Here is a 24,767-nt window from a genome sequence, read left to right as displayed (position 1 = left end):
GAATTTTTGCCCGGGTGGCGGAATGGTAGACGCAAGGGACTTAAAATCCCTCGGTATTTTTTACCGTACCGGTTCAAGTCCGGTTTCGGGCACCATTGACTTTTGGGCGACATAGCCAAGTGGTAAGGCATGAGCCTGCAAAGCTTTGATCCCCGGTTCGAATCCGGGTGTCGCCTCCAAAAATTATAAGGAGAGAAAATGCGTTATTTACTAGTGCTATTATCTGCTACTTTGTTTATGGTTGGCTGTTCAAATACTTGGCGCGGAGCCAAAGAAGATACAAATAACGCCGTTGAATGGTCAAAGGAAAAAGTCAACAAAGGCGCTTCCTATGTTAAGGAAAAAACCGAATAAATTTGGCTATAATTAGCCAAAATATTTTTGCGGGAGATGGCTGAGCGGTCGAAAGCGGCGGTCTTGAAAACCGTTGAGGTGTGAAAGCCTCCTGGGGTTCGAATCCCTATCTCCCGGCCATTATCTAAATAATATACTAATCTCCAATATATTAATATTTTTAATCTTCTAGTTATATTTTTGCAAATTTAAATAATTTTTCTTGATTTTATTACGTATTTTATTTATAAACTAGAGTAAGCAAAATCTAGTAAATGCCCTCAAATAAAACACAATTATTAACCACTAGCTTAAGGCAAAGCCACCAAATATAAATATCGACACTGTTTGGGGATTCGCTGACCAGCCCGTGACATATTTTATTTCTGTAGTTTAGCCCCATCGGCTCCGTTAGTAGAAATTTTAGTTCTTCCGTCAAATCTCTCCCGAGCAATTCATATATTTTTGGTTCTTGTAAAAGCGAGTTTATGCTTTTTCCGATTCTACGCCGCATTCATCGATAGTAGTCGTAGGGATTTTTTCTTGTTGCAGTAAAATTCTCGCTAAATGCTCTATTTGAGGTATCAGCAAATGGCTTGAAACCAAAAAGTCTCTATCAAAACCGTAATATAAACCTTGCGCCCAGATGTCTACCCTGTCTGCAGGAACTACGCTAGAGTTTTTGCAGATATTATAAATGCAGCGCATAGACACTCTATGCTCCTCTAAAATTTGCCAAAACGCAGGCAATATACTGCAGTCTACCGTCAACTCGACATGTATATGGTATTGCTGGTACATTTCATGTTTTAATCGATCATCTTTTGTAGTTATTTGCGATAATTTTCTTCCGCCAGCATCTACGTAAATTTGAGTAATAAAATTTGAAAACAGAGGCTTCTTTAAAAGTTTCTCGGATGACTTTTTGATATCTTCATATAGTGGATTTGCTGTGATATTAGCTAGGCATAATACCGCTTAAGATAGTTGCTTGCCTTTTACCGCTAGCTTTGCATTATTTTTATAGCGCGAAATATCGATCTTATCGGTAGCAATTAAGCTCATTTCGCTTCCAATATCTTGGTTATTTTGCTCTATCAGCTTGTGTATCTCGTCTATTTTTTGATCGATTCCGAGCTCATTTCTATCTTTTGCAGGAATGCTTCTGAGCTCTTTTAGTGCTTGCTCTAGGTCTATTTTTGACGATATAGCGCCGATTTCTTTTGCTTTTTCTATTAAGATATTAGCTATTTTGAGTGTGGTTTCGGCTATTTTACGGCTATTTTTGAGCTTCTTATACCATTTTTGCGACTCTTGATAATAGTCTATAGCCGCTATAAATTCTTCCTCTTCTGTAAAGGTATCGGCAAAATTTTCTAATTTTTCAGCTACGCTTGATTGCAGTTTTCTGTTCAGCTCCGCGATATCCAATAAATACGACATCCTTAAGCAGTAGTATTGATCGGTTGGCTCCGCCTTATTAAAACATTCTAAAATTTTATTCGATATTTCGGCGTATTGATTTTTTGTGATTTCGGATAGTCGAGATAGCCTGATAGCTCTCCCAAACGCATTTATCTCAAACTGATTTACCAATTTTGGCTCTAGAGATATTTTCGAGTACTCATTTACGGCGATCTCTAAAAATTTGATATTTTTAGGGCTTTTTAAAATCCATAAAATATCTGCTATCCTTGATTTTAGTCTGCAATCGGTTATTTCATCCAAAATACTCGCTAAAAATTTTAAATCCTGCTCGGTAAAATCTTCTAATATCGCCGATCTGCAATCGCCTGCGATACACCCGGCCTCGTACGGCTCATTTAGACTTCCGGGTCTTAAGGCCATAGAGCAAGCATTTCTAAATAAATAAAATACCTTGCTCGCTTTTAAATTTCCATTTCTAAAATTTTCCTCGAACAAGTCCGCAAATTTAAAACTGTAATCGTCAAAATATTTTGCGTCTTTGAGTATTTCGTCCAAGTTTATACCCAAAAAATCATCTTTAGTTATTGTTGTTTGATGTATTTCTTCGATCAAATTTCATCCTTTTTAAACTAAATTTCTCACTCCACCATCGCAAATTTGGCTAGTCTCGGCCGCGCGATGCGTTCATAATCCTTTGTATTTAAAATAATAGAGTGATCTAGCAAACCCGCATTAAAGGCGAGCTCGGCATAGCGCGTAAATAGGCTCGGATCAGCGATCAGCTCCAGTTCCTCGTGAAAGCTAAACGGCGGAACGCTACCAAAGACGCAGTCGGTGAGTCGCATGACCTCATCGGGGCTGGCTAGGCTTGCCCTAGTGCCGCCCAGTGCGTGTGCGATGAGCTGTAAATCAGCCTTGTAGTCCGCTGGCAGTACGGCTAAAACATATCGCTTTGCACCCCCGCCTTTTACGACGCAAACGAGCGCTTTTGCCCCCTGCCCTAGCTCTGTGCCGCGCACTACGGCAACCTCGGCCGAGGTTTTGGCACTTGCGTGAGATACGGTGCGAAAGTCTGCATTTTGCGAGCTTAGCAGCTCTTTTAGCTTCTCAAAAATTTGCTCGGACATCGTTGTTCCTTTATTTAAAATTTAGTTTAAATTATACAGCAAATTTTTAAAACCGCCCTGCTCTTTTTTGAAAATTTAACAAGATAAATGCGTCTAAATATGACCGCATCTTGAGTCGCTTAAATTTAAATATTTTTGGCTATCATTTCGTAAATTTGCCTTAAAATGATCGTAAAGAAAAAGAGCAAATTTACAAAGGAAAATCATGCAGATCGATAAAATACAAATCGAATCAAGCTGGAAAGAGGCGCTAAAAGAGGAGTTTTTGAGCGAGAATTTCGCCCGCGTGAAGGAAAATTTCCTGCGAGCAAAGGCCGCCGGCGAGGTATATCCGCCAAATGCGCTGATATTTAACGCCTTTAATCTTACGCCGTTTAACACCGTCAAAGTCGTGATCCTGGGGCAAGATCCATATCACGGCGCGGGACAGGCGATGGGGCTAAGCTTCTCCGTGCCTCGCGGCGTCAAAATCCCGCCAAGTCTTGCCAATATCTATAAAGAAATCCGCGACGATCTGGGCGTAACGGAACCAAACTCGGGCGATCTGAGCTACTGGGCGAAGCAGGGCGTACTGCTGCTAAATGCGACGCTAAGCGTTAGTGCAGGGCAGGCTAACTCGCACTCGAATTTCGGCTGGCAGGAGTTTACGGACGCTGCAATCAGGAAGCTTAGCGAACGCGCCCAGAACGTTGTTTTCATGCTCTGGGGCAACCCGGCTAAGGCCAAAACCCCTCTCATCGACGCTAACAAACACCTTGTACTAACGGCGGCTCATCCAAGTCCGTTAGCGCGCGGCGCATTTTTTGGTTGCAGGCACTTTTCAAAGGCGAATTTGTATCTCGCCGAATACGGCAAAGCGCCGATAGATTGGGATTTAAATAACGCGGTTTAGGGCGCTTTGATGTGAGCCGTGACAAAACGAGCTTTTATGATTTGGCTAAAGCGAGTTTGCAAAATTTAGTAAGCATGCGGTTTTGATTGCACCGGGCTACGTCAAATTTGCATTCAAAAGCTTGCCAGACTAGGTTTGGCAGGTTTCAAATTTGATTGTAGAGCTTTTGACTCTACTCGGCAAAAGCGGCTCAAATTTTCTATAAAACAGGCCTACTTTTGCGCCTTTTCTGCTCTCATTTCATCTAGCACGGATTTTATCTTGGCCGATTCGCGCTCGCAAAATTTCTCGTCGCCGCTTTGTATGATTAGCGCCGCTTGGCCCTCCTGAGCTTTTTGCAGCTCGCTAAATTTGAGCTCAAACAGCCTAAATGCTTGCGGATCGTCTTTTAGCTGCTTGGATTTTGTTTCGTAAAGCTCGTTTAGGTAAATTTTGCTTTGCTTTACGTACTCCTCGCACGCGTTTTGAGCGCCTAAAACCAGTGTGCCCAGAGCACAAAATGTCAATATTTTTCTCATCGCCGTCCTTTAAATTTGTAAAATTATACACTTTTTTAGGTTTTAAATTTTATAATTTTCAAAAATTTAAAGGCGGAAAAATGAGACGAAAAGATAGAGAACTAAGCGCGCAGGAGGGGCTTGCGATCATCGATGCGTGCGAGTACGGCACGATATCTTGCGTTGGTGAAGAGGGCGAGATTTTTAGCGTGCCGATCTCGGTCGTGCGCGAGGGCGAGAGCGTATTTTTGCACGGCGCTCCCGTAGGCTCTAAGGCAAAGCTGCTAAAAGACGGCAAGAGCGTGACGTTAGTTTGCGTGAGTTACGCGCGGGTGCCGGTTTTGACGGACGAGCAGCTAGACGCGATCAAGGACGACGGCAAGGCGCTTGGCGCGAAGGTCTTTACGACCGAATACAAATCCGCCGTCGCCGTAACCAAGGCCTACGTCGTGACGGACGAGGCGGCGAGGCTGCACGCGCTACGGCTACTTAGCGAAAAATACACGCCAAACTACATGCGAACCTTTGACGTCGCGGCGGCTCACGGGCTAAAGGCGATGAATATCTACGAGCTAAAGATCGCGAGCATAACGGCAAAGGCGAAGATTATTCGGGATTAAATTTGTGCTTTGAGGCGGCAAATTTGATGCTAAAATTTTGATAAATATATAAAATTTAGATAGAAACTAAGAATTTGAAAAAACAAAAAATCCCTCCAAGCGGAGGGATAAAAATTATTTAGGTAGCGTAGCTATAACTTGCTTCATTTGGTCAAGAGCAGGTTTGCAAGCAGCCTCTTGAGAGTCTTTCGGAAGTTGAGCAAACTGGGCTTTTTGGTCTTCGTAAGTAGATTTCATAGCTGCCATTTGCGGGTTGTCTTTTGTTTTTTCAACAAACTCGTCAACTAGCTTAAAGTACTCTTCGCAAGAAGGCGAAAGCTCGACCGTGGCAGCGGCATTTGCGCCCATTAGACCAAGGGCGGCGATTACTAACAATGACTTTTTCATATATTCTCCTTAGATGAAATAGGCGGGCATTATATCCTTTTTCTTTCCTTTTTTCGTAAATGAAATTTAAAAATTTCGTTAAAAATAAAAGTTAATTTAAATAAAAAGTAGATAAAATTATACCTATTATCAATTTCTTAATATAAAGGGGATGTTATGGGTAAATTTAGCATTATAGCGGCTGCGGTTTTACTGAGTGCAGCCTCGGCTCTCGCGCAGACGGGAGGAGCGGATGGCAAATTTAAGCGAGCCGATAGCAATGCAACCGGATCTGTAAAGCTAGATATGGTTTCCGTCACGGCAAACAGGAGTGAAACAGACGTCGCTAAATACGCGGGCCAAGTCAGCGTCCTAAATCAAAACGACCTAGTTAAATCGCCGTCCGTTATCGACGCTATCGGCTCGGTGCCTGGAGTGATGCTCGGTAACGACCACGGTAGACAAGTCGGCCAATACTACAACATCCGCGGCTTTGGTTATCAAAGCGAAGCGCGCGTCATCATCGAACAAGACGGCATAAAGCGCTCGCCTTCGCTTTTTTCTAATCAAATTTCAACCTTTCGCGTGGATAACGACTTGCTAAAACGAGTCGAGGTCGTAAAGGGGGCTAGCTCCGTGCTACACGGTAGCGGCGCGGTCGGCGGTATCGTTAGTATGAGAACAAAAGACGTGAGCGACTTTATAAACCCGGGCAGCGACTATGGCGTCACGATCGGCCACCGCCAAGAAAGTAATCACATGAACTCAAATCGAGCCGCCGTCGCAGCTAAACCGACGGAAAATTTCGGTATTTTACTCTACGGCAAGCACGCGGACTTCGGCAAGATAAAGATGGCTAGAGACGGCAAGCGCTCGGGCGTGAAATACGCGGAAAACGACGAGCAGGTAAACACCGTCTTTGCCAAAACTGAGTGGGCGATAACCGACGAGCATGCTTTGGAGGCTAGCGTATTTAACTACCACGAAAAATTCTCCTCTTCGCCTTGGCAGTCGCTTTTCTGGAGCGAGGACGCGGAGCTGCCTACCTCGGGACGGCTAAAACAGCGAGACTATAGCGTGATATACAAATACGCTCCGCTAAATAACAGATGGATAAATTTCTCCGCTCAGTACTACAACGCAAAAGCCCTAAATCACAGGATTAGAACAGGCTTTAGCAGAGGCAATCCCGTCTACATCGACTACAAAAACAAAGACGACAGATGGGGCGTTAGGCTCAAAAACGAAAGCCTCTTTGAAACCGGCATGCTAGAGCACAGGCTAGTTACCGGTATCGACTACGAACATAGAAAAGAGGACGCGATATTTTGGCACAACGGTGCGCTTAGCGACTTTGGCTCATTTCCGAATTTTTACAAAGATCTCGGTATCTACGCGCAGGATGTATTTAGCGTAGGTAGATTCGAGTTTACTTTGGGCGGCAGGTTTGATAAATTTAAACGCGGAGTCAAAAGCGGCGATCATAACTCATACTCGGAGTCTAGATTTTCCCCGAAACTCGGCCTTGCGTACGAAGTTTTTGACGGTATAAATTTACTCGCAGGCTACGCAGAGACATTTAGAGGACCGACGCCAAACGAAACGTCATCGGCCGGCCCGCTAAATCCGCACTACTGGTACATACCAAACCCAGACCTAAAACCTGAGATCGCAAAAGAGTACGAAGTGGGCTTTTCTGTCGACAAGCAGGGACTTTTGGGCGATGATGAGCTGTATTTTAAGGCTACCTACTACGACGGCAACATCAAAGATATGATAAATCTAAAAGCAAGACCAGATAAAGGCAATCCGCCGTTTGACGCCGAAGCGCCGGGCAGACGCTACGGTATGTACGAAAACGTCGATAATGCAAAGCGCCGAGGCGTCGAGATCGAGTCCAAATACGCGATAAACAACCTTACATTCTCGCTCGGATACGACCACACGAAAATTTACGACAAAGCGACCAAAAAGATACTCACCGTCTATGCTGATAAGCTAACTTTGGGCACGATGTATAGATACGAGCCGTGGGGGCTTAGTCTGGGCGGCGATATGACGCACTGGTTTAGACCTAACAACGACGAGAAATATTACGTCGTACGCGGTCAAAAATACGAATACGTAGACGAAACCTTTACTATCGTAAATTTTAAAGGTAGATGGGAACCGAAGAATTTTGACAGCTATCTGCTAAACAAAGGGCTAAAAATCAGCTTTGGCGTAAACAATATCTTTAACAAAGAGTACATTTTCGCAAACGGATTTAAAAATACGACCAGAGTGGGCAAAGGCAGGAACTTCTACGTAGATTTTGAGAAGACGTTTTAGCTTAACTCGGCAAGCGGACTAAATTTGGCTAAAACTAGCTTAAATTTGGTCCGCTTTAGCCGTTAAATTTACCATTTTTGACGGTTCGTTTTTGTCTAAATTTGAGTTTGCGAGAGCAGGGCGCTAACATCAAATTTACCTTTTCTTGCCTACCCAAATTTAACCCGCCCGCTCCCGCAAATCCGCTTCTTAATTTAAATTTGACTATAATGCCTTAAAATTTAAAAGGAGCAAATTTGCAAAATTTCGCCTTGAAATTTCGTCCGACGAGCTTAGACGAGATCTGCGGACAGCGCGAGCTGGTGGGCGTTTTTAAAAAATTTATCGAAAATAAAAAAATCCCACACAGCATATTTTACGGGCCGGCAGGCTGTGGCAAGACTAGCTTTGCTCGCGTCGTAGCGCGGTCGATGGAGTATGATTTTTACGAATTTGACGGCGGAAATTTAAAGATCGAGGAATTTCGCAAAATCCTAAAAAACCACGAAAACGCGCTTTCTAAGCCGCTATTTTTCATCGACGAGATCCACCGCCTCAGCAAAACGCAGCAAGAAGCCCTGCTGATACCGATGGAAAACTACCGCGCCGCTATCATCGGAGCTAGCACGGAAAATCCATATTTCACGCTAAGCTCAGGCGTCCGCAGCCGCTCGATGCTCTTTGAGTTTAAGCCGCTTGCGAGCGAGGATTTTGAAAAGCTACTTGAGCGCGTGAGGGGCGAGGTCAAATTTGATATCTCAGACGATGCCAAAGCCTATCTCGTAAAAAGCAGCGGAGGAGATGCGCGCGGGCTGCTAAATTTGCTCGAGTTTGCCGTGAGTCTGGGCGAGGAAATAACGTTAGAGAATTTAAAAACGCTGCGAGCTAACGCCGTTAGCGAAGGCGTTAGCGATGACGATGTGCATTACGGACTGGCAAGCGCATTTATAAAAAGCCTGCGCGGTAGCGACGAAAACGCCGTCATGTACTATCTAGCACGGCTTATCGACGCCGGCGAGAGCGCTGATTTTATCGCGCGAAGGATGGCGATATTTGCTAGCGAAGACATCGGTAACGCCAACCCTAACGCGTTAAATTTAGCTGCTAACGCGCTTGCCGCCGTTAGCAAGATCGGCTTTCCAGAAGCGCGTATAATCCTGGCTCAATGCGCGATGTATCTGGCTCACTCGCCAAAGTCAAACTCTAGCTACAAGGCCATAAATGCGGCGTTAGCCTACGTAAAAACTGAGCCGCCGCTAGCCATCCCGCCATATCTCATCAACACCGCGCCCGAGGCCAAGGACTATCTGTATCCGCATAGCTTCGGCGGCTGGGTAGAGCAAAAATACCTCGAAAAGCCACTTAAATTTTACGAGAGCAACGGTATCGGCTTTGAAAAAACGCTGGACGAGTGGCTGGTTAAAATAAAATCTAAGGGCTAAATTTGGAATGTTTGCGTTAAATTTACGCCGACTCAAATTTGCCCTGCCGGCTTATCAAATTTTACAAAAAGTATTGCAATTAAATTTGCTGCATTTTTAGTTTTTGGGTTTTATAGACTTGTTAAATTTTTCGGAAAAATCTCGTAAAATCGCCGCCAAATTTGCAAAGTCCCGTTAGAAGCCCAGCCCCAAAACAAAACCCGCCCCCCCCAAATCAAGAATATCCTTTAAAACCGCTCGCCTTGCCAAATTTAACTCAAATTTTACCTATATTTTTAAAATAGGCTAAAAAATTTTTATTATTTATTTTAGTTTTATATTTTTTTAAATATACTTGAAAAATTTTAAAAAATAAAGGCAAATCCATGCTCACCGACCTCGTAAGCTCTATAAATTCATTCCTTTGGGGGCCGTATTTCCTCATCGCGCTACTTTGCGGCACGGGGCTTTACTTTACGATTAGGCTTCGTTTCGTGCAGATTTTTAAGTTTAAAATGGGGCTTAATAGGCTTTTCGGTAACTTCTCATTGCACGGCGAAGCGGCGGGAAAATCGGGCATGAGTTCGTTTCAGGCGGTCGCCACGGCCGTCGCGGCGCAGGTGGGCACCGGTAACCTCGTGGGTGCCACAACCGCACTCATCATGGGCGGGCCGGGCGCGATATTTTGGATGTGGTGCGCTGCGTTTTTGGGCATGGCGACGAATTTTGCAGAGATCTGCCTCGCGCAAATTTACCGCACCAAAGACGACAGCGGCCATATGATCGGCGGGCCGGCGTTTTATATCAGTCGCGGGCTAAAGAGCCGCTATGCCAAGGTTTTGGCGGCATTTTTTGCGCTGGCTATTATTTTGGCGCTCGGATTTATGGGAAACATGGTGCAGGCCAACTCGATCTCGGACGGATTTAAGGGCGCGTTTGGCATACCGCAGTGGGCGAGCGGGCTGTTTTTGGCGGCGATTTGCGCTATGATCTTTATCGGCGGCGTCAAAGCCATCGCCAGAGTCGCTGAAAAGATTGTACCTATTATGGCGATCCTCTATGTGGCGGTCGGACTTGTGATCATTTGCTTTAATCTTGATAAAATTCCCGGCGTCATAGCTCTTATATTTGAAGCCGCGTTTAATCCGTCCGCAGCTTGGGGTGGCGCGACCGGAGCCACGATAGCTACGGCGATGAGATACGGTATCGCGCGCGGTCTGTTTTCAAACGAAGCGGGCATGGGCTCGACCCCTCACGCGCACGCTGCGGCCAACGTCAAACACCCCGTCGATCAAGCGGTGCTAGGCATCATGAGCGTGTTCGTCGATACATTTATCGTGCTAAACATCACTGTTTTTGTCGTGCTTAGCGCCGACGTGATACATTTTGAAAACGGCAAAGCCGTGCTAACGGGCATCTCGCTCGTGCAAGAGGCCTTCTCGACGCATGTTTTGGGACATGCGGGCGGCTATGGATTCGTGGCGATTTGCTTGTTTTTCTTTGCGTTTACGACGATTTTGGGCTGGTACTACTTCGCCGAGATCAATGTACGCTATCTTTTTGGAGCCAAATTCGTGCGAATTTTACAGATATTAGTCGTTGGATTCGTCTTTGCGGGCAGCTTGCTTAAGATAAATTTCGTCTGGGAGCTGGCCGATATGTTTAACGGTCTCATGGTGCTTCCAAACCTGATCGCCATCATCGTGCTTAGTCCAGTCGTGGTTAAGCTCCTAAAAGACCACGACGAAGGTAAAGAATACGATCCAAACGAGTATATAAGGAAGGCTTGAGCGCCGTTTAAATTTTACGGCAGTTGATTGCGCCGTAAAATTTGCTTCTTTTTAGCGGGAGAGAAATTTCCCGTGTTTATTTATGCTTCAAATTTGATCTACCGACAACTTTTACGGTATCAAATTTGAGCCAAATTTAAACCCTTTCCGCCGCTTCTAAAACCACGCTTTTTAGCAAATTTACCCCGTTAGCGATATCGCTCCAGCTGGAAAATTCTGCCGGATTGTGGCTGATACCGTCTTTAGATGGGATGAAAATCATCGCAGTCGGACAAAGTGCGCTCATGTGCATCGCGTCGTGCCCAGCGCCGCTTGGCATGATTTCAAAGCTAAGCCCGAGCTCTTCGGCTTTTTTGGCGGTTAGCTTGATGAGGCGGCCATCTAGCGCGCACGGCTCGTCGAAGGCTAGCTGCTTGATCTCGCATTTGACGCCGCGTTGAGCCTCGATGCGCGAGATTTCGGCCAGGATCTGCTCGTATGCCGCCTCGCGCGTGGCTAGGTCGATGCCGCGCAGGTCGATTAGCAGCGTCGCCTCGCCCGGCACGACGTTCATGACGCCCGGTTTTACCGTGCAGTTGCCTGCGGTCGCTACTACGCCGTTTACCGCATTTTCGCGCGCAACATGCTCGACAGCCAGCACTATCTGTGCCGCCGCGCAAAGCGCGTCGTGACGGTACTTCATCGCGGTCGTGCCGGAGTGCTGAGCCTGGCCCTGCACGTGCACGCTAAATCTGTGCGGCGCGGCGATGGCGCTTACTACGCCGATTTGGATATTTTCGTTATCCAGTAGCGGTCCCTGCTCGATGTGCAGCTCGAAAAAACTCTCGTAATTCGGCGTCAAATTTTTAGCCTTTTCGATGCTAGCTAGATCGATGCCAAACTCCGCAAAAATCTCGCTGATAGCTCGCCCCTGAAAGTCGCGCACCTCTTTAAGTTTTTCAAAACCAAGCTTGCCGCACATTACCTTGCTGCCAAGCGTCGCGATGTTAAATCTGCTTGATTCCTCGCACTCAAAGACGATCAGCTCGAGCGACCTTCGCGTCTGCACGCCCTCGTCGTTTAGTGCTCTAATCAGCTCTAGCCCGCCCAGGATGCCGAGAATCCCGTCAAATTCGCCGCCGTTTATCACGGTGTCTAGATGCGATCCAAATGCTACTGCTGGTAGTTCGGGCTCTGCACCCTCGCGCCTAGCAAAGATATTTCCGATGGCGTCTATGCGCACTTTTAGCCCCGCCTCTTTACAGCGCGCGATAAATAGCTCTCTGGCGGCCTTATCCTCGCGCGTATATGCTAGGCGGCTCATTCCCGCGCCGAATCCCTCGTCGTTGATCGCGTTTATCTCACTAAAAAGCACCTTAAGTCTATCTAAATTTATGATCATCGCCCGTCCTTCGTATTTAAAATTTACCAAATTCTAGCCAAGAAGCATTAAATTTATACTTTAATATTTTTATTTAATACAATATTTAATTTTTTGGATTTTAGATAATGTTTGGGATCTAAGAGCTAACAAATGCTAACGTTAGTTTTATTAAAATTTAGCGTTAAAATCGGCTTTTGCATATAAAATTTACAAACAGATAAAGTAAAAACTTTATGCTATAAAATACTAAATTTTACTAACAAATTGCCCGGTTTGAGATATAAATTCGCAGAAAACATAATAGTCAAATTTAAACAAAAGCAGTGGTTTTTTGAGGAGTACGGCCAACAACATAAATTTACCGTAAAAAAACTTTGGCTCACAATGTATTTACGAGCCAAAGTTAAATTTGCCTGCTTAAACTAGCTGTGCACCCCCGCCTTTTACGATCTCGCCGATGACGTAGCCGTCGGTATTTGCCAGCACAAAATCAGCGTTTTCTTTCGGAGCTACGATGATCATACCCACGCCCATGTTAAACGTCCTCATCATCTCGGCGGGCTCTACCTTTTGCGCGATGATTTTAAAGATTTCGGGCGTGCGGATCGCGGCATGCTCGATCTTCGCACCTAGTCCCTCCGGAAATACGCGCGGCAAATTTTCCACGATACCGCCGCCCGTGATGTGCGCGAGCGCGTGGATCTTGTCTTTTAAATTTAAAAAGTCGCCGACGTAAATCCTAGTCGGCTGCAAAAGCACGTCGATGAGCGCGCGACCGTCCACTTTGTCGTCAAATTTTAACCCCAGCTCGGCGATCACTTTTCGCGCGAGCGAGAAACCATTTGAGTGTAGGCCGCTGCTAGGAAGCGCGATGAGCACGTCGCCCTCACGGACGAATTTTGAGCGGTCGATCTCGTCCTCTTCGGCGATACCCACGGCAAAGCCTGCAAGGTCGAAGTCGCCTTTCTCATACATCGAGGGCATCTCCGCCGTTTCGCCGCCGATCAGCGCGCAGCGGGCGAGTTTGCAGCCCTCAGCGATGCTTTTTACGACCTCTTTGGCATCCGCGATCTCGAGTTTCGCCGTCGCATAGTAGTCGAGGAAAAATAGCGGCTCAGCAAAGTTGCAGATGAGGTCGTTTACGCACATCGCGACGAGATCCTGGCCTACGCCGTCAAATTTGCGCGCGTCGATCGCGAGTCGCAGCTTTGTGCCCACGCCATCGGTGGCGCCTAGGATCGCGGGCTTTTTGTAGCCTGCAGGCAGCCTCACCGCGCCGCTAAACGAGCCGATGCCGCCTAAAACGTGCGGAGTTTGCGTCGCTTTGACGAACGGTTTTATCGCGTTTACGAAGTTATTTCCTGCGTCTATATCGACGCCAGCGTCTTTGTAGCTTATCAAATTTTATCCTCCAAGATGGTATAATTTCGCAGATTTTAGCTAAAATCGAATAAAAACGCTATAAAGGCCCACCTTGAAATTTAAACACGCCGTCGTCATCACGGGCAGTATCGGCAGCGGCAAAAGCACGGTTTGCGAGCTACTGCGCGAGCGGGGATTTAAGATCATCGACGCGGACTCAATCGCTCATGAACAGCTAAATTTATGCGCGAGAGAGGTTGCGGCGGAGCTTGGAGACGAGATTTTAAGCGGCGGCAAAATAGATAGAAAAAAGCTCGGCGCGCTAGCGTTTAAGGATGCGGAAAAGCTAAAAATTTTAGAGCAAATTTTGCATCCGAAGATCAGGCTTGAAATTTTATCTCGCGCGGCAAGGTTAGAAAGCGCGGGCAGGACGTATTTCGTAGATATTCCGCTATTTTTTGAGGGTAAGAGGTATGAGTTTTTTGACAAAGTAGCGGTCGTTTATGCACCTAAAGATACGCTGATCGCACGCGTGATGAAGCGAAACGGGCTGGATCGCGCCGCCGCAAAGCACCGCGTGGAGTTGCAAATAGATATCGAGCAAAAGCGTGCCGTGGCGGATTTTGTTATAGATAATAGCGGAGATTTGGAAAATTTAAGAGACGAAACCAGGTCTTTTTTGGAAAAATTAGCTTAAATTTGCATATATAAGACTTTAAAAATAGCTTACCTTGCTATGGCACGGTATTTTTTGCTATTTGAACACTGCTTTAGTCGCTTGGCAACGGCAGTTTGTCGTCATGTCTAGCCCTGCTGCTACTTGTGACGCAAACTACGTTGATTATTTTGGTTTATTTGCAGTCTTTGCTTTCAAGTTTTACCCGAGTAAGCTCTTTGTCTTTTATATAATAAACAAAATCGACGCCGTCAGCTATCTCTCGTACCGCCTTTAACCGCGTATCTTCGCAAAATTCTTTTTTGAGTTCCTTTGTTTGCTCGTCTTTTAGCTCGGCTATATCTTTATCATTTAGCGCGTTTTCATCCATTTCTAGCCCTTTTCCAAGTGCATATTGATAAATGATGCGACGATTTTCACAGCTAATTTTTTCGAGCGTATTTATCTCATCTAGTTTTCTCGGGAGACCTGAATTTAGTCGCGCCAGCATTTCTTGCACATTTGATGCTTCGCATAGATTTTCTTTCATTTGTTCTTTTGCGTATTCTACTTTACTGCCTATAAAAACTTCTACGCCGATCCAGATCGCGACAGCGATGCCTAAGATAATAAATAAAAATTTGTTGAGTTTGTTTAGGTTTTGATTTAGTTTTTTTATATCCATTTTTGCTCCTTAAATTTGAGGCGGTATTTTATCGGAAAAAACGAAAAACAAAAATTAAAATTTGGAGCGGAATTTGTTTTATTGTGATTTTTTTGGGGGGGGGCGAACGATCAAATTTAACTAAAATAAATAATCAAAGAAAAAGGAGCGGAAGTCGCCCCTGGGTATTATAAAGCAGCCTTTGCTTTTGAAGCTAGCTCGCTGAAAGCTTTTGCGTCATTCATAGCTAGATCGGCTAAGATTTTTCTATCAAGCTCGATATTTGCTTTTTTAAGTCCCGCGATAAAGCGCGAATAGCTAATGTCGTTTAGGCGGCACGCAGCATTTATGCGCACTATCCACAAGCGGCGGAAGTCGCGTTTCTTGCGGCGTCTGTCGCGGTATGCATAGACCAAACTTCTTTCTAATTGCTCTTTAGCTTTTCTAAAGTGTTTGTGTCTAGCACTGAAAAAACCTCTAGCTAGTTTTAAAACTTTTTTATGGCGTCTTCTTCTAACTACGCCTGTTTTTACTCTTGCCATATTTATCCTTTACAAATCGGCGCTCACTGAGTGAGTCTTGCCCCAAATTTGGGGGAGTTTGGAATGACTTTTCGTCAAAAACTTAAATTCCGAGCATCGCTTTGACGCTTGCGACGTTTGTGCTGTCTACGTATTGAGGCGAGCGTAAATCTCTCTTGCGGTTGCGAGATTTTTTGGTCAAAATGTGGCTTCTAAAAGCAGAGCCTCTTTTGATCTTGTTTTTGCCCACTTTAAAACGTTTAGCAGCGCCGCGAACTGTCTTCATCTTAGGCATACTAATCCTTTTAAAATTTCTTTTACGCCTTACGCGTAAGAGTGGGATTATACCCAAAATTCCTTTAAGAAATTTAAATTTGATAGAGTTGGCAGCAAAACACAAAACAAATTTACAATACAATCTTGAAAACAGCTTAAATTTTAGATTTAATTAATATTTTTAGTCCTATAATTTCACTTAGATTTATTATCTCAAATCAAGGAGTAACGATGAAGATAAAGTTTCTCGCCTCTGCGGCGGTAATAAGCGCGATGTTTTGCGCAAACGCGTTAGCTTGCACGACTATTTTGGTTGGAGAGGGAGCCTCAGACGACGGCTCGATGCTGGTAGCTAGGAGTGCCGATAGCAAGGCGATAAAGGCGCAGGTATTTTTGATACACCCAAAAAAAACCAATCAAAAAGGCGTCCACAGCTCAAAGGCGCACGACGGAGCAAATGATTTTACCTATCCGCTGCCAAAAGAGGGCATGAGATACACGACGATAGCAAACTCCCACACCAAGCTTCACGGCGCGGTCGGCTATAATGACGCAGGCGTTGGTATCAGCGGCACCGAGACCATATATGCTAAAGACGAACTGCTAAAAATCGATCCGTATAACGAAGCGACCGGCATCACGGAGGACGATATCCCAGATGTCTTGCTGCCTCGCATGAAAAGCGCAGCCGAGGGCGTGAAGCTGCTCGGCGAGATCGTGGAAACTACGGGCGCGGGAGAGGGTTTTGGCGTAGTGTTCGTCGATAAAAACGAGCTTTGGTACTTTGAAACTGGCACCGGTCATCACTGGATGGCGGTTAAACTACCAAAAGACGAATACTTCGTCTCCGCAAACCAAGGCAGACTACAAAACTACAAAGAAAACGATCCAAATTTCATGGGATCAAAGAATTTAATCAAATTTGCCCAAGATAACGGCGCCTACGACCCGGCAAAAGACGGCGAATTTCAGTTTACGAAAGCCTACACCAGGGACGACGAGAGGGATATGACATACAACTATCCGCGCGTTTGCTGGGTGCAACAGATGTTTAATCCCGAGCTAAAAGACAAGCAGACCCTCGACGGCGGCAACTATCCGGTATTTTTAAAACCGGCTAAAAAGCTAAGCGTGCAGGATCTAAAAACCGCGCTCAGATCCCACTATGACGGCACCGCCTACGATAACTACTCCAGCAAAGACGAAAATCAAAAAAATATCTACCGCGCCGTGAGCGTCTTTAGAACCTACGAGTCGCACGTAATGCAGGTGCGCCCGTGGCTACCGCAAGAGATCGGCAGAGTGACCTACGTGGCTCTGGGTATGTCTGATCTTGGCGTTTATTTGCCGTATTACTATGGCCTCGACAAATTTATCGACGGCTACGACAAGGGCTCGTATAAAGCCGACGACGAGTCGATTTATTGGACATATAGAAAGCTGCAAACTCTCGTGATGATGGATTACGATAAGTATTCGCCGGTAGTAAAAAAGGCCTACAAGGAGTTTGAGGACGCGCTAGCGGTCAAACAGGCTAAATTTGAAGACGAATACGTCAAACTCTACAAAAAAGACAAAGCCAAAGCAAACAAGCTGCTAAACGAATTTTCGATAAATATGATGAAGGAAGCCAAGGCTTTAACGCAAAATTTGACTAACGAAATCTTCACGATGCTAACGGACGACACTGACGCCAAGCTAAAATCGCTAAACAAAGGCAAAAAAGACTAGGCAAATTTAAGAGGCGGGCTGCGGCCTGCCTCAAATTTAGCCCGAATTTGATAAAAACTTCTTGATTTATTTTTTAAAAATCTTTATAATACGGCTCAAATTTGACCCCAAAGGATGAGCTTAATGCCTTGCCCCATGCCTGAGACTCTTTAATCTTAGCAAAAAAACCGCAAACGACTTTAAAAAAACAGCCAAATTTTTAAATAATTTCACGTTTTTAAACATTAATATAAATTTATTTCTATCGCCGCGAGGGGCGCATTGTAATTGCATTTTTAAAAACAAAGCGAAGCAGCATCTGAAATTTGGGCGAAATTTATTCAGTAGAGTTTTTTATAAATTTTATTTTAGTTTGAGAAAAAGCGGTTGCCACCCGCCTTTTACTTGCGCTCTCTTGGACGATTTTGACGGAGGCTTAAATTTGCTACCCGCGGCAGGCTACGTGCCTAGCCTTGGTCGCAAATTTGGGCGCCAACCGCCAAACTCGCCTCAAGATAACGCAATTAAAATTTAAATCCAAAAATCACAAAATTTAAAAAAAGGAAAAGAGAATGATAAAAAGTTATGTTACGGGTTTCCCGCGAATCGGAGAAAAAAGAGAGCTAAAACGCGCACTTGAGGGTCTTTGGGCCGGCAAAGAGGGCTTTAGCGAGGAGAATTTACTAAGCGTCGCTAAAACGCTAAAAAACAGACACTGGCAGTACCAAAAGGACGCCGAAATTTCGGCCATCAGCGTAAATGATTTTTCATTTTACGATCTTATGCTTGATAGCATCATAGCATTTGGCGCCGTACCGCCTAGATTTGCAAATTTGAGCGGACGAGAGCAGTATTTTGCCTGCGCTCGCGGCAACAAAACGGGCGTAGCGATGGAGATGACGAAGTGGTTTAACACAAACTACCACTACATCGTGCCTGAGCTTAGCGCCGAGACGTCGTTTAAGCTTGATGCATCAAAAATCCTTGCCGAATACGAAGAGGCAAAGGCTGCGGGCGTAAAAGGCAAGGTAAATTTGATCGGCCCTATCACGTTTTTGGCGCTTTCAAAGACCACCGACGGCAGCTGCCCGTTTAAAAATCTAAACGCTCTAGTCGCCGAGTACAAAAAGCTTCTTGAGCTACTTTCGACGCTTGATGACGAAATTTTGGTGCAGTTTGACGAGCCGATTTTTGTGACAGATAAAAACGAAGAAATCCTACTTAGCGTCATCGCCAAAGTATATAACGATCTAGCCGCAGCCGCAAGCAACGTCAAAATCGTGTTTATGACCTATTTCGAGCACGCGCTAAAAGCGGTCGCCGAGGTAGCGAAAACTAAAATTTACGGCATAGGACTTGATTTCGTTCACGGAAAAAGAAATTTCGAAGCGCTTGAAACTATCAAAAACAGCCACTTAACGCTATTTGCAGGCGTCATCGACGGACGAAATATCTGGAAAAGCAACATCGACGAAAAGGTAAATTTAGTCCGCGAGATCGGCGAGAAAATCGGCGGCAAAGATTTCTACGTCGGACCTAGCTGCTCGCTGCTCCACGTGCCATATACCCTAAAATACGAAGAAAAACTAAACTCCGAGGTCAAAAGCTGGCTGAGCTTTGCCGTAGAAAAACTAGACGAGATAAAAATCATAACCAAGCTAGCTAACGGCGTAGCGCTAAATGCGACGGAGAGCAAAATTTACGAAGAGAACAAAGCCGCGGTTAAAACGCGTGCGACGTCAAATTTGATCCACTCCTCAAGCGTCCAAAACCGCGTGAAAAATCTAGTCAAATTTGAGCGCGAAGATAAATTTGAAGATCGCATCAAAATCCAACGCGAAAGCCTAAACTACGGCATCCTGCCGACTACGACGATAGGCAGCTTCCCCCAAACCGTCGAGCTAAGAGTGCTTCGCCAAAACTTCAAAAAAGGTGAGATCGACGCGGCTGCATATGAAGCCGGCATCAAAAAATACATCGACGACTGCGTAAAATTTCAAGAAGATATCGGCCTAGATGTGCTGGTCCACGGCGAGCCTGAGCGTAACGACATGGTTGAGTATTTCGGCGAGCAGATCGAGGGGTATGCATTTAGCGAGAACGGCTGGGTACAAAGCTACGGCAGCCGCTGCGTGAAACCGCCTCTACTTTTCGGCGACGTGAGCCGCCCAAAAGCGATGACGGTCGAGTGGATGAAATACGCCCAAAGCCGCACTAGTCGCATAATGAAGGGCATGCTAACGGGTCCTGTAACCATGCTAAACTGGAGCTTTGTGCGCGACGACCTACCTCGCAGCGAGGTGGCTAAGCAGCTTGCGCTTTGCATATTTGACGAGATCGCAGACCTGCAAGACGCCGGCATCCGCATCATTCAAGTGGACGAAGCGGCGTTTAAAGAGGGCTATCCGCTACGCGCCGAAAACATCCCTGCGTACGAGAAATTCGCGGTCGATTGCTTTAAGCTCTCCGTTAGCTCGGCTGAGTCTAAAACGCAGATCCACACGCATATGTGCTACTCCGAGTTCAACGATATCATCAAGACGATCGAGGCGATGGACGCCGACGTCATCAGCATCGAGACCGCTCGCAGCGGCAACGAACTGCTAAAGATCTTTAAATCCGTCGGCTACAAACAAGAAGTCGGCCCAGGCGTCTACGACATCCACAGCCCGCGGGTTCCTAGCACCGACGAGATCGTGCGCCAGATCCGCGCGCTGCTTGAGGTTCTGCCAAAAGAACAGCTCTGGATCAACCCAGACTGCGGCCTAAAAACGCGCAAATGGGAAGAGGTCGAGCCGAGCCTAAAAAATATGGTCGAAGCCGTCAAAATCGTAAGAAATTCATAATTTCGACCGCTTGCGACTCGGCTAAATTTGCCGCTTTTGCCGTTTAAATTTGCGGTGAGAGCGGCTTTGCTAGCTCAAATTTTGGTTGGTTTAGAAAACCCGCTCAAATTTGACGCGGAGCAAATTTGTCGGTCGCGGCGAATAATTTATCCTGCGCACGCGCCGTCGCAGCGTAAATTTAACCGCAAACGGCGCTGTTTTCTACATTTTAATTTGGAAATTTCATGCTAAAAGAAAAAATTTTAAACAAAGAAAAGGGGCTCGTGCTCTACGGGCTAACGCCACCAAAGGCTGAATTTGACGAGGCTAAGCTGCGCGACATCTCGGATCGCTGGACGGGCAGGATAGAGAGCATAAACGCCGACGGACTCGTGCTCTATGAGGTGCAAGACGAGAGCGAGAGAAACGAAAGCGAGCGGACTTTTGAGTTCAGCGGCACGCTAAGCCCGGAAATTTACTACCGAGACTACCTAAACGTCGCGACGCCGAGCGTTTTTTACCGCGTAGCTAGCGGCTACGCCGAGGACGCATTTCGCGCGGCGATTGCGGCTCAAAGCTCAAATCTAAACGTGCTAGTCGGAGCGACGTCCAGCTCGCAAAAAGTGCGGCTAAATTTGGCTCGCGCGTACGAGATCGCTGGCGAATTTGAAAATTTGGCTGTCGGCGGAGTGTGTATCGCCGAGCGTCACGCCAAAAAGGGCGACGAGCCACAAAGGATGCGCGAAAAGATCGCGGCTGGGGCGAAGTTTTTCATCTCGCAGGCTATTTTTGACGCGGATATGACGCGTAAATTTTTAGAGGGCTGCGCGGCCGCAAAGATAACCGAGCCGATATTTCTCACGTTTTCAACGGCGGGCAACCCAAAAACGCTAGAGTTTATCAAGTGGCTAGGCGTTAGCGTGCCAAGCGCAGTCGAGGCGCGTCTAAACGCTGGCGAGGACTATCTGGCGCAAAGTTGCGAGATAATCAAAGAAATTTGGCGCGAGCTAAAGAAATTTGGCGACGAAAACGGGCTAAATTTGAGCGCGAACATCGAAAGCGTGATGGCTAAGCGCGCCGAGATCGAGGCGAGCCTAGAGCTAGCTCGCGAGTTTAGACTTCTTTAAGGCGAGCGCGGCGGTAAATTTGAGCGACAAGCACGCGAAATTTAGGTGTAAAGGTTGCGCCGCAAAGCAAATTTTACCTTCGCGCAGGTTTGTTTAAATTTGGGTTCATTTATTAAAATCCTAAATTCCCGTAAGGCGCTAAATTTAAAAGAGCGAAATTTAAACAAAAAAGGGCGACAATCGCGAGAAAAAAGCGCGGGTCGTTTAAATTTACAGGCAAGCGGGACAAAACAAGGCAGCGGATGGCTTAAATTTAATCAAAAATACGAAATCAAAAGCGGAGTAAATTTAAGCGCGAATGCGGACCGCGCGGCCTGGATTTAATTGTCGCGCCGAAATTTAACCGGGGCGGCTTTGGTTTGCGAGCCAAAAAGCCGTAAAAATAAGCGGCCAAACGCGTAAAGGAGTTAAAACGGAGACTTTATTTACCTTTATTTTCGTCGGCGCCATAGCCGTGCTTTTCGCGCTTCCCGCGGCTTCTAATCTTTTTGCGGCCTTAGGCGAAAAACCCGCCCGAGGTTTAAGCGAAAACGGCCAAAATACAGCCCAAAGCAATCTTTCGTCCGAGCTAAAAGAGCTAGAAAACGAGCGCATAAATTTAGTAGCCGCCGTCAAAAAAGCAAATTTGATCGGCATTGGCGTCGGCATTTGCGTGGGCGCGGCGATAGCGTATCTTTTAGACGCGATTTTTGGCGTGACGCTGGGCGCGATCTCATATGCTGCGACGACCGGCCTTTTGACTGCGTCTAAAAGGCGTGAATTTAGGGCGAATTTTAAGCGTCAGATCATAGAAAATATCGTAAAAAAACACGGTCTTAGCTACGATAAAGACCGCGGGCTAGGGCTTGATGATTTTTTTACGATTTACGATTGCAGGGTCGATGAGTGGAGCAGCGAGGATCTCGTTGAGGGCGATATAGATGGCGTCAGTGTCAAATTTAGCGACTTTTACGCGGCCAAAAAGGCGAAAAAGAAAAACAGCACCGAGACGGTCGTGCAGTTTCAAGGCGTGCTTTTTAAGGCCGATTTTAATAAAACCTTAAGCTCCATAACGCAAATCGCACATGTAAATTCAAGAAATTTAGCAATCTACGGCAAAAAGGCGAATATGGACGACGTGAGATTTGAGAAGATATTTGACGTCTATACGACCGATCAGATCGGCGCCAGATACGCGCTTAGCCCGGCGCTAATGGAAAATTTTACCCATCTTTGCCTAAGACTAGACGCGCCGGTAAACGCCGTTTTAAAGGATAGCCAAATCTTTATCGCAGTAGAGACCTGGCGCGACGACTTTGAGCCAGATATCCGCAAGTCCCTAATAAACAACGAAACCATAGCGCTTTACGAGAGCGAGATAGCAAGCTTTACCCAGATAGTAAAAGAGTTAAATTTAAACCGCAAAATTTGGTAATTTTGAAATTTGGACAGCTTTGTGGCTCGCGGCTCAAATTTGAATGCAATGATAAAATTTTACGTAAATTTAATCACGATATAGCGTAAATATTTTCTAAACATTAAAGCGTTTTTGTAGTATAATCGCTTTATAAATCCACACAAAGGAGTCGTCATGAAAAAGTTGATTTTAGCGATCTTTTTGGCGTGTTTGGCGTTGTCTTCGGCACAAGGAGGCCAAGAGTACGGTGATGGATTGAGAGCCGTATCCAGAGGAGAGTGGGCTAACGCAGTGCAGTATTTCACGGCAGCTTGTTATAACTATAACGATAACGAAGCAGGCTCTTGCAAAGAGCTTGGCGTGATATACGAGTACGGCAAGGGTGGTGCTGGTCCTCAGAGAGTGAAAAAAAATGACGCTCTCTCAAAACAAGCTTACGCGCAATGCTGCAAAAAGAGCGGTGGTCTCATGAGAGAGTGCTGCAAAAAGGTCGGCAAATAATCGCGGCTCGTTCTGGGCACTAGCTTTAAGTATGCGGTCGCTTTGGGCGTGGAATTTAGCCTTGGGCGGCTCGCATACGAAATTTACGTTTAGCGATTTTGGCTCAAATTTATCAAATTTACTTTTTTGGCGCCATTTTGTGCGCCAACTTGCAAATTTTATATTTGAGGGTTTAAATTTACCGAGCTTTTGGGCTTTTACTCGGTCAAATTTTGATCGGCGATCTGAAGTACTTTTTCTAGCTTTTTATTGTTTTTGCCATCTTTTTCAAGATATAGTCGCTGTTGTTCTTTTAGGGCTTTAAAAATTTGTGCTCGCTCTTCGCCGCCCGTTATTTCAAGTAGCGCTTGCGCCCAGTTTGCGGGATAGCCAAAGCCGTATTCGCCTATACCGGCAAGAGTTTTTTGCATTCGCTTAGCGTCGCTTATTAGATTATGAACGGGGTAGGTTGGGGTGATTTTTAGCGTTTCTCGCTCCGCTATTTCGCAGGAGATCAGTTCTTTTGCTAGCTCGATACGTATTTTTAAAATTTCTTTGATCTGATCGTTTGTGTAGCGATTTGACTTGCGCGAGTTTGCTTTTTGCATATTCGTTTTATCTATCTTTTCTTCAACATATTTTGCTAGCTTTACGCCCTTATTTATCTCTGCAAAATATGACTTGTTAACTATGGAGCCATCTGGAGATTTTGCATACTTAATGATTTCATTTGCACTTATTTTATTTGATAATATTTGCTTGCTAAATCTTATACCAAACAAATGTATCATGGCTACTCTTTCGCCGTCTTTTGCTGTAAAATACATATTTGCCAGCTCTTTTCCTAGCTCTTGTGCAGTCATAAATTTCCTTTGGTGGAATTTTAGGATAAATTTGAGCGATTTCTCGCCCAAATTTATTAAATTTTACCTCTTCGGCGTTACCAACATATTGACGTAGCGGCCTTCTAGCAGTGGCTCTTTATCGCGGTCGGAGACGTCTTTTACCATCTCCCAGACCTTTTGTAGCATCGCGACGCCCGCTTCCGGATTGCTCATCTCGCGACCTTTTAGAAATACGCGAAATTTGACGTGTTTGCCGTCCTCTAAAAACTCAAGCGCGTGCTTGACTTTGTAGTTGATGTCGTTTTGAGCGATTTTGACGGAGAGTTTGATCTCTTTTACTTCGATCGTTTTTTGCTTTTTCTTGGCCTCTTTTTGCTTTTTTTCCTGCTGGTAGCGGAATTTGCCGTAGTCCATTATTTTGCAAACGGGAGGTTTAGCGTCAGGCGCGATTAGCACCAGATCAAGCCCCATTTTCTCGGCGATTTTCAAGGCCTCTACTCTTGGGATGACGCCGTATGCTGTGCCGTCGTCCCCCACGCATCTTACTTCGCTCGCTCTGATATCTTCGTTGAGCAACACTTCGTTTTCTTTAGCCAATTAGTTTTTTCCTTTAAGTTGAAATTTGTTGATTATATCCAAAAATATTGTGTTTTTATTGTATTTTTCGTAGAAATTTATTGCGCCGTGACAATTTTTGCGGATTTTGGTAAAAGCCAGGCTTAGCATAAAGCCGCGCCTAGCTCAAATTTAGCGGATTTT

Annotated in this window: 26 protein-coding genes and 3 tRNA genes; 16 read left to right on the top strand and 13 right to left on the bottom strand. The window is 45.5% G+C overall.

Annotation, left to right across the window (positions count from 1 at the left end):
- The first annotated feature begins 8 nt into the window (after positions 1 to 8).
- The 4 genes from EE116_RS01840 (at position 9) to EE116_RS01830 (ending at position 474) form a co-directional block, all read left to right on the top strand.
- A tRNA-Leu gene (locus tag EE116_RS01840) sits at positions 9 to 95 on the top strand.
- Positions 96 to 105: 10 nt separating this feature from the next.
- A tRNA-Cys gene (locus EE116_RS01835) sits at positions 106 to 179 on the top strand.
- 19 nt (positions 180 to 198) lie between these two features.
- Positions 199 to 354, top strand: a complete 156-nt coding sequence (locus tag EE116_RS12380; RefSeq protein WP_163028011.1) for a hypothetical protein — start codon at positions 199 to 201, stop codon at positions 352 to 354.
- Between the two features lie 30 nt (positions 355 to 384).
- Positions 385 to 474 (top strand) — tRNA-Ser (locus EE116_RS01830).
- A gap of 127 nt (positions 475 to 601) precedes the next feature.
- On the opposite strand, the gene EE116_RS13190 is transcribed toward EE116_RS01830, so the two are convergent.
- From EE116_RS13190 to EE116_RS01815, 4 genes are all read right to left on the bottom strand, one after another.
- Positions 602 to 847, bottom strand: coding sequence for a DUF4209 domain-containing protein (locus tag EE116_RS13190; RefSeq protein WP_122872993.1), 246 nt, complete (start codon positions 845 to 847; stop codon positions 602 to 604).
- Positions 820 to 1,134, bottom strand: a complete 315-nt coding sequence (locus EE116_RS12560) for a hypothetical protein (RefSeq protein ID WP_206159227.1) — start codon at positions 1,132 to 1,134, stop codon at positions 820 to 822. The genes EE116_RS13190 and EE116_RS12560 overlap by 28 nt, the downstream gene beginning before the upstream one ends.
- A 177-nt stretch (positions 1,135 to 1,311) precedes the next feature.
- Complete coding sequence (locus EE116_RS01820; RefSeq protein WP_206159226.1) at positions 1,312 to 2,373, bottom strand: DUF7380 domain-containing protein; 1,062 nt, start codon at positions 2,371 to 2,373, stop codon at positions 1,312 to 1,314.
- A gap of 26 nt (positions 2,374 to 2,399) precedes the next feature.
- Positions 2,400 to 2,888, bottom strand: a complete 489-nt coding sequence (locus EE116_RS01815) for a YbaK/prolyl-tRNA synthetase associated domain-containing protein (RefSeq protein WP_122872992.1) — start codon at positions 2,886 to 2,888, stop codon at positions 2,400 to 2,402.
- A gap of 205 nt (positions 2,889 to 3,093) precedes the next feature.
- Between EE116_RS01815 and ung the strand changes: the two genes are divergently transcribed.
- Positions 3,094 to 3,780 carry a uracil-DNA glycosylase gene (gene ung / locus EE116_RS01810; RefSeq protein ID WP_122872991.1) on the top strand — a complete coding sequence of 229 codons (687 nt, stop codon included), beginning with the start codon at positions 3,094 to 3,096 and terminating at the stop codon, positions 3,778 to 3,780.
- Between the two features lie 212 nt (positions 3,781 to 3,992).
- On the opposite strand, the gene EE116_RS01805 is transcribed toward ung, so the two are convergent.
- Positions 3,993 to 4,298, bottom strand: coding sequence for a hypothetical protein (locus EE116_RS01805; RefSeq protein ID WP_122872990.1), 306 nt, complete (start codon positions 4,296 to 4,298; stop codon positions 3,993 to 3,995).
- Between the two features lie 80 nt (positions 4,299 to 4,378).
- Between EE116_RS01805 and EE116_RS01800 the strand changes: the two genes are divergently transcribed.
- Positions 4,379 to 4,897, top strand: a complete 519-nt coding sequence (locus tag EE116_RS01800; protein ID WP_122874420.1) for a pyridoxamine 5'-phosphate oxidase family protein — start codon at positions 4,379 to 4,381, stop codon at positions 4,895 to 4,897.
- Positions 4,898 to 5,011: 114 nt separating this feature from the next.
- Here EE116_RS01800 and EE116_RS01795 read toward each other — a convergent pair whose 3' ends face one another.
- The gene (locus EE116_RS01795) at positions 5,012 to 5,284 is read right to left on the bottom strand and encodes a DUF5339 family protein (protein WP_122872989.1); all 273 of its coding nucleotides are present in this window, start codon (positions 5,282 to 5,284) and stop codon (positions 5,012 to 5,014) included.
- Positions 5,285 to 5,440: 156 nt separating this feature from the next.
- Between EE116_RS01795 and EE116_RS01790 the strand changes: the two genes are divergently transcribed.
- The 3 genes from EE116_RS01790 to EE116_RS01780 all read left to right on the top strand — a co-directional run bounded on the left by EE116_RS01790 (position 5,441) and on the right by EE116_RS01780 (position 10,784).
- Positions 5,441 to 7,594: a TonB-dependent receptor domain-containing protein gene (locus EE116_RS01790; RefSeq protein ID WP_122872988.1), complete on the top strand. Its 2,154-nt coding sequence runs from the start codon at positions 5,441 to 5,443 to the stop codon at positions 7,592 to 7,594.
- Positions 7,595 to 7,830: 236 nt separating this feature from the next.
- Positions 7,831 to 9,015 (top strand): replication-associated recombination protein A, encoded by a 1,185-nt coding sequence (locus tag EE116_RS01785; protein ID WP_122872987.1) that lies wholly within the window; start codon positions 7,831 to 7,833, stop codon positions 9,013 to 9,015.
- Positions 9,016 to 9,380: 365 nt separating this feature from the next.
- Entirely contained in the window at positions 9,381 to 10,784 is a 1,404-nt protein-coding gene (locus EE116_RS01780) for an alanine/glycine:cation symporter family protein (RefSeq protein WP_122872986.1), read from the top strand.
- A gap of 136 nt (positions 10,785 to 10,920) precedes the next feature.
- Here the strand turns inward: EE116_RS01780 and EE116_RS01775 are convergent, their stop codons facing one another.
- Both EE116_RS01775 and purM read right to left on the bottom strand, forming a co-directional pair.
- Positions 10,921 to 12,165, bottom strand: a complete 1,245-nt coding sequence (locus EE116_RS01775) for a M20 family metallo-hydrolase (protein WP_122872985.1) — start codon at positions 12,163 to 12,165, stop codon at positions 10,921 to 10,923.
- A gap of 399 nt (positions 12,166 to 12,564) precedes the next feature.
- Positions 12,565 to 13,548: a phosphoribosylformylglycinamidine cyclo-ligase gene (gene purM, locus EE116_RS01770; RefSeq protein ID WP_122872984.1), complete on the bottom strand. Its 984-nt coding sequence runs from the start codon at positions 13,546 to 13,548 to the stop codon at positions 12,565 to 12,567.
- 73 nt (positions 13,549 to 13,621) lie between these two features.
- On the opposite strand from purM, the gene coaE reads away from it, so the two are divergent.
- Complete coding sequence (gene coaE / locus EE116_RS01765; RefSeq protein ID WP_122872983.1) at positions 13,622 to 14,206, top strand: dephospho-CoA kinase; 585 nt, start codon at positions 13,622 to 13,624, stop codon at positions 14,204 to 14,206.
- A 154-nt stretch (positions 14,207 to 14,360) separates the two neighbouring features.
- Here the strand turns inward: coaE and EE116_RS01760 are convergent, their stop codons facing one another.
- The 3 genes from EE116_RS01760 to rpmI all read right to left on the bottom strand — a co-directional run bounded on the left by EE116_RS01760 (position 14,361) and on the right by rpmI (position 15,644).
- The gene (locus EE116_RS01760) at positions 14,361 to 14,849 is read right to left on the bottom strand and encodes a hypothetical protein (protein ID WP_122872982.1); all 489 of its coding nucleotides are present in this window, start codon (positions 14,847 to 14,849) and stop codon (positions 14,361 to 14,363) included.
- A 167-nt stretch (positions 14,850 to 15,016) separates the two neighbouring features.
- Complete coding sequence (gene rplT / locus EE116_RS01755) at positions 15,017 to 15,370, bottom strand: 50S ribosomal protein L20 (RefSeq protein ID WP_002944116.1); 354 nt, start codon at positions 15,368 to 15,370, stop codon at positions 15,017 to 15,019.
- An 82-nt stretch (positions 15,371 to 15,452) separates the two neighbouring features.
- Positions 15,453 to 15,644 (bottom strand): 50S ribosomal protein L35, encoded by a 192-nt coding sequence (rpmI, locus tag EE116_RS01750; RefSeq protein WP_002944195.1) that lies wholly within the window; start codon positions 15,642 to 15,644, stop codon positions 15,453 to 15,455.
- 212 nt (positions 15,645 to 15,856) lie between these two features.
- On the opposite strand from rpmI, the gene EE116_RS01740 reads away from it, so the two are divergent.
- The 6 genes from EE116_RS01740 to EE116_RS01710 all read left to right on the top strand — a co-directional run bounded on the left by EE116_RS01740 (position 15,857) and on the right by EE116_RS01710 (position 23,184).
- Positions 15,857 to 17,356 (top strand): C69 family dipeptidase, encoded by a 1,500-nt coding sequence (locus tag EE116_RS01740; RefSeq protein WP_122872980.1) that lies wholly within the window; start codon positions 15,857 to 15,859, stop codon positions 17,354 to 17,356.
- Between the two features lie 551 nt (positions 17,357 to 17,907).
- Positions 17,908 to 20,181: a 5-methyltetrahydropteroyltriglutamate--homocysteine S-methyltransferase gene (gene metE, locus EE116_RS01735; RefSeq protein WP_122872979.1), complete on the top strand. Its 2,274-nt coding sequence runs from the start codon at positions 17,908 to 17,910 to the stop codon at positions 20,179 to 20,181.
- Between the two features lie 224 nt (positions 20,182 to 20,405).
- Entirely contained in the window at positions 20,406 to 21,287 is an 882-nt protein-coding gene (locus tag EE116_RS01725) for a methylenetetrahydrofolate reductase (protein ID WP_122872977.1), read from the top strand.
- Between the two features lie 54 nt (positions 21,288 to 21,341).
- Complete coding sequence (locus tag EE116_RS01720) at positions 21,342 to 21,611, top strand: hypothetical protein (protein ID WP_122872976.1); 270 nt, start codon at positions 21,342 to 21,344, stop codon at positions 21,609 to 21,611.
- 130 nt (positions 21,612 to 21,741) lie between these two features.
- Complete coding sequence (locus EE116_RS01715) at positions 21,742 to 22,701, top strand: DUF3137 domain-containing protein (RefSeq protein WP_122872975.1); 960 nt, start codon at positions 21,742 to 21,744, stop codon at positions 22,699 to 22,701.
- Positions 22,702 to 22,857: 156 nt separating this feature from the next.
- Positions 22,858 to 23,184 (top strand): hypothetical protein, encoded by a 327-nt coding sequence (locus tag EE116_RS01710; RefSeq protein WP_122872974.1) that lies wholly within the window; start codon positions 22,858 to 22,860, stop codon positions 23,182 to 23,184.
- 197 nt (positions 23,185 to 23,381) lie between these two features.
- Here the strand turns inward: EE116_RS01710 and EE116_RS12555 are convergent, their stop codons facing one another.
- A complete protein-coding gene (locus tag EE116_RS12555; RefSeq protein WP_206159225.1) occupies positions 23,382 to 24,026 on the bottom strand; it encodes an HTH-like domain-containing protein in 645 nt (214 codons plus the stop codon).
- A gap of 63 nt (positions 24,027 to 24,089) precedes the next feature.
- Entirely contained in the window at positions 24,090 to 24,605 is a 516-nt protein-coding gene (gene infC / locus EE116_RS01695; RefSeq protein WP_122872973.1) for a translation initiation factor IF-3, read from the bottom strand.
- Between the last annotated feature and the right edge of the window lie 162 nt (positions 24,606 to 24,767).

The organism is Campylobacter showae, assembly GCF_900573985.1.
Taxonomy (GTDB): Bacteria; Campylobacterota; Campylobacteria; order Campylobacterales; family Campylobacteraceae; genus Campylobacter_A; species Campylobacter_A showae_E.
Note: the sequence above shows the minus strand (reverse complement) of the source record. Positions and strands in the feature narration are given on the sequence as shown.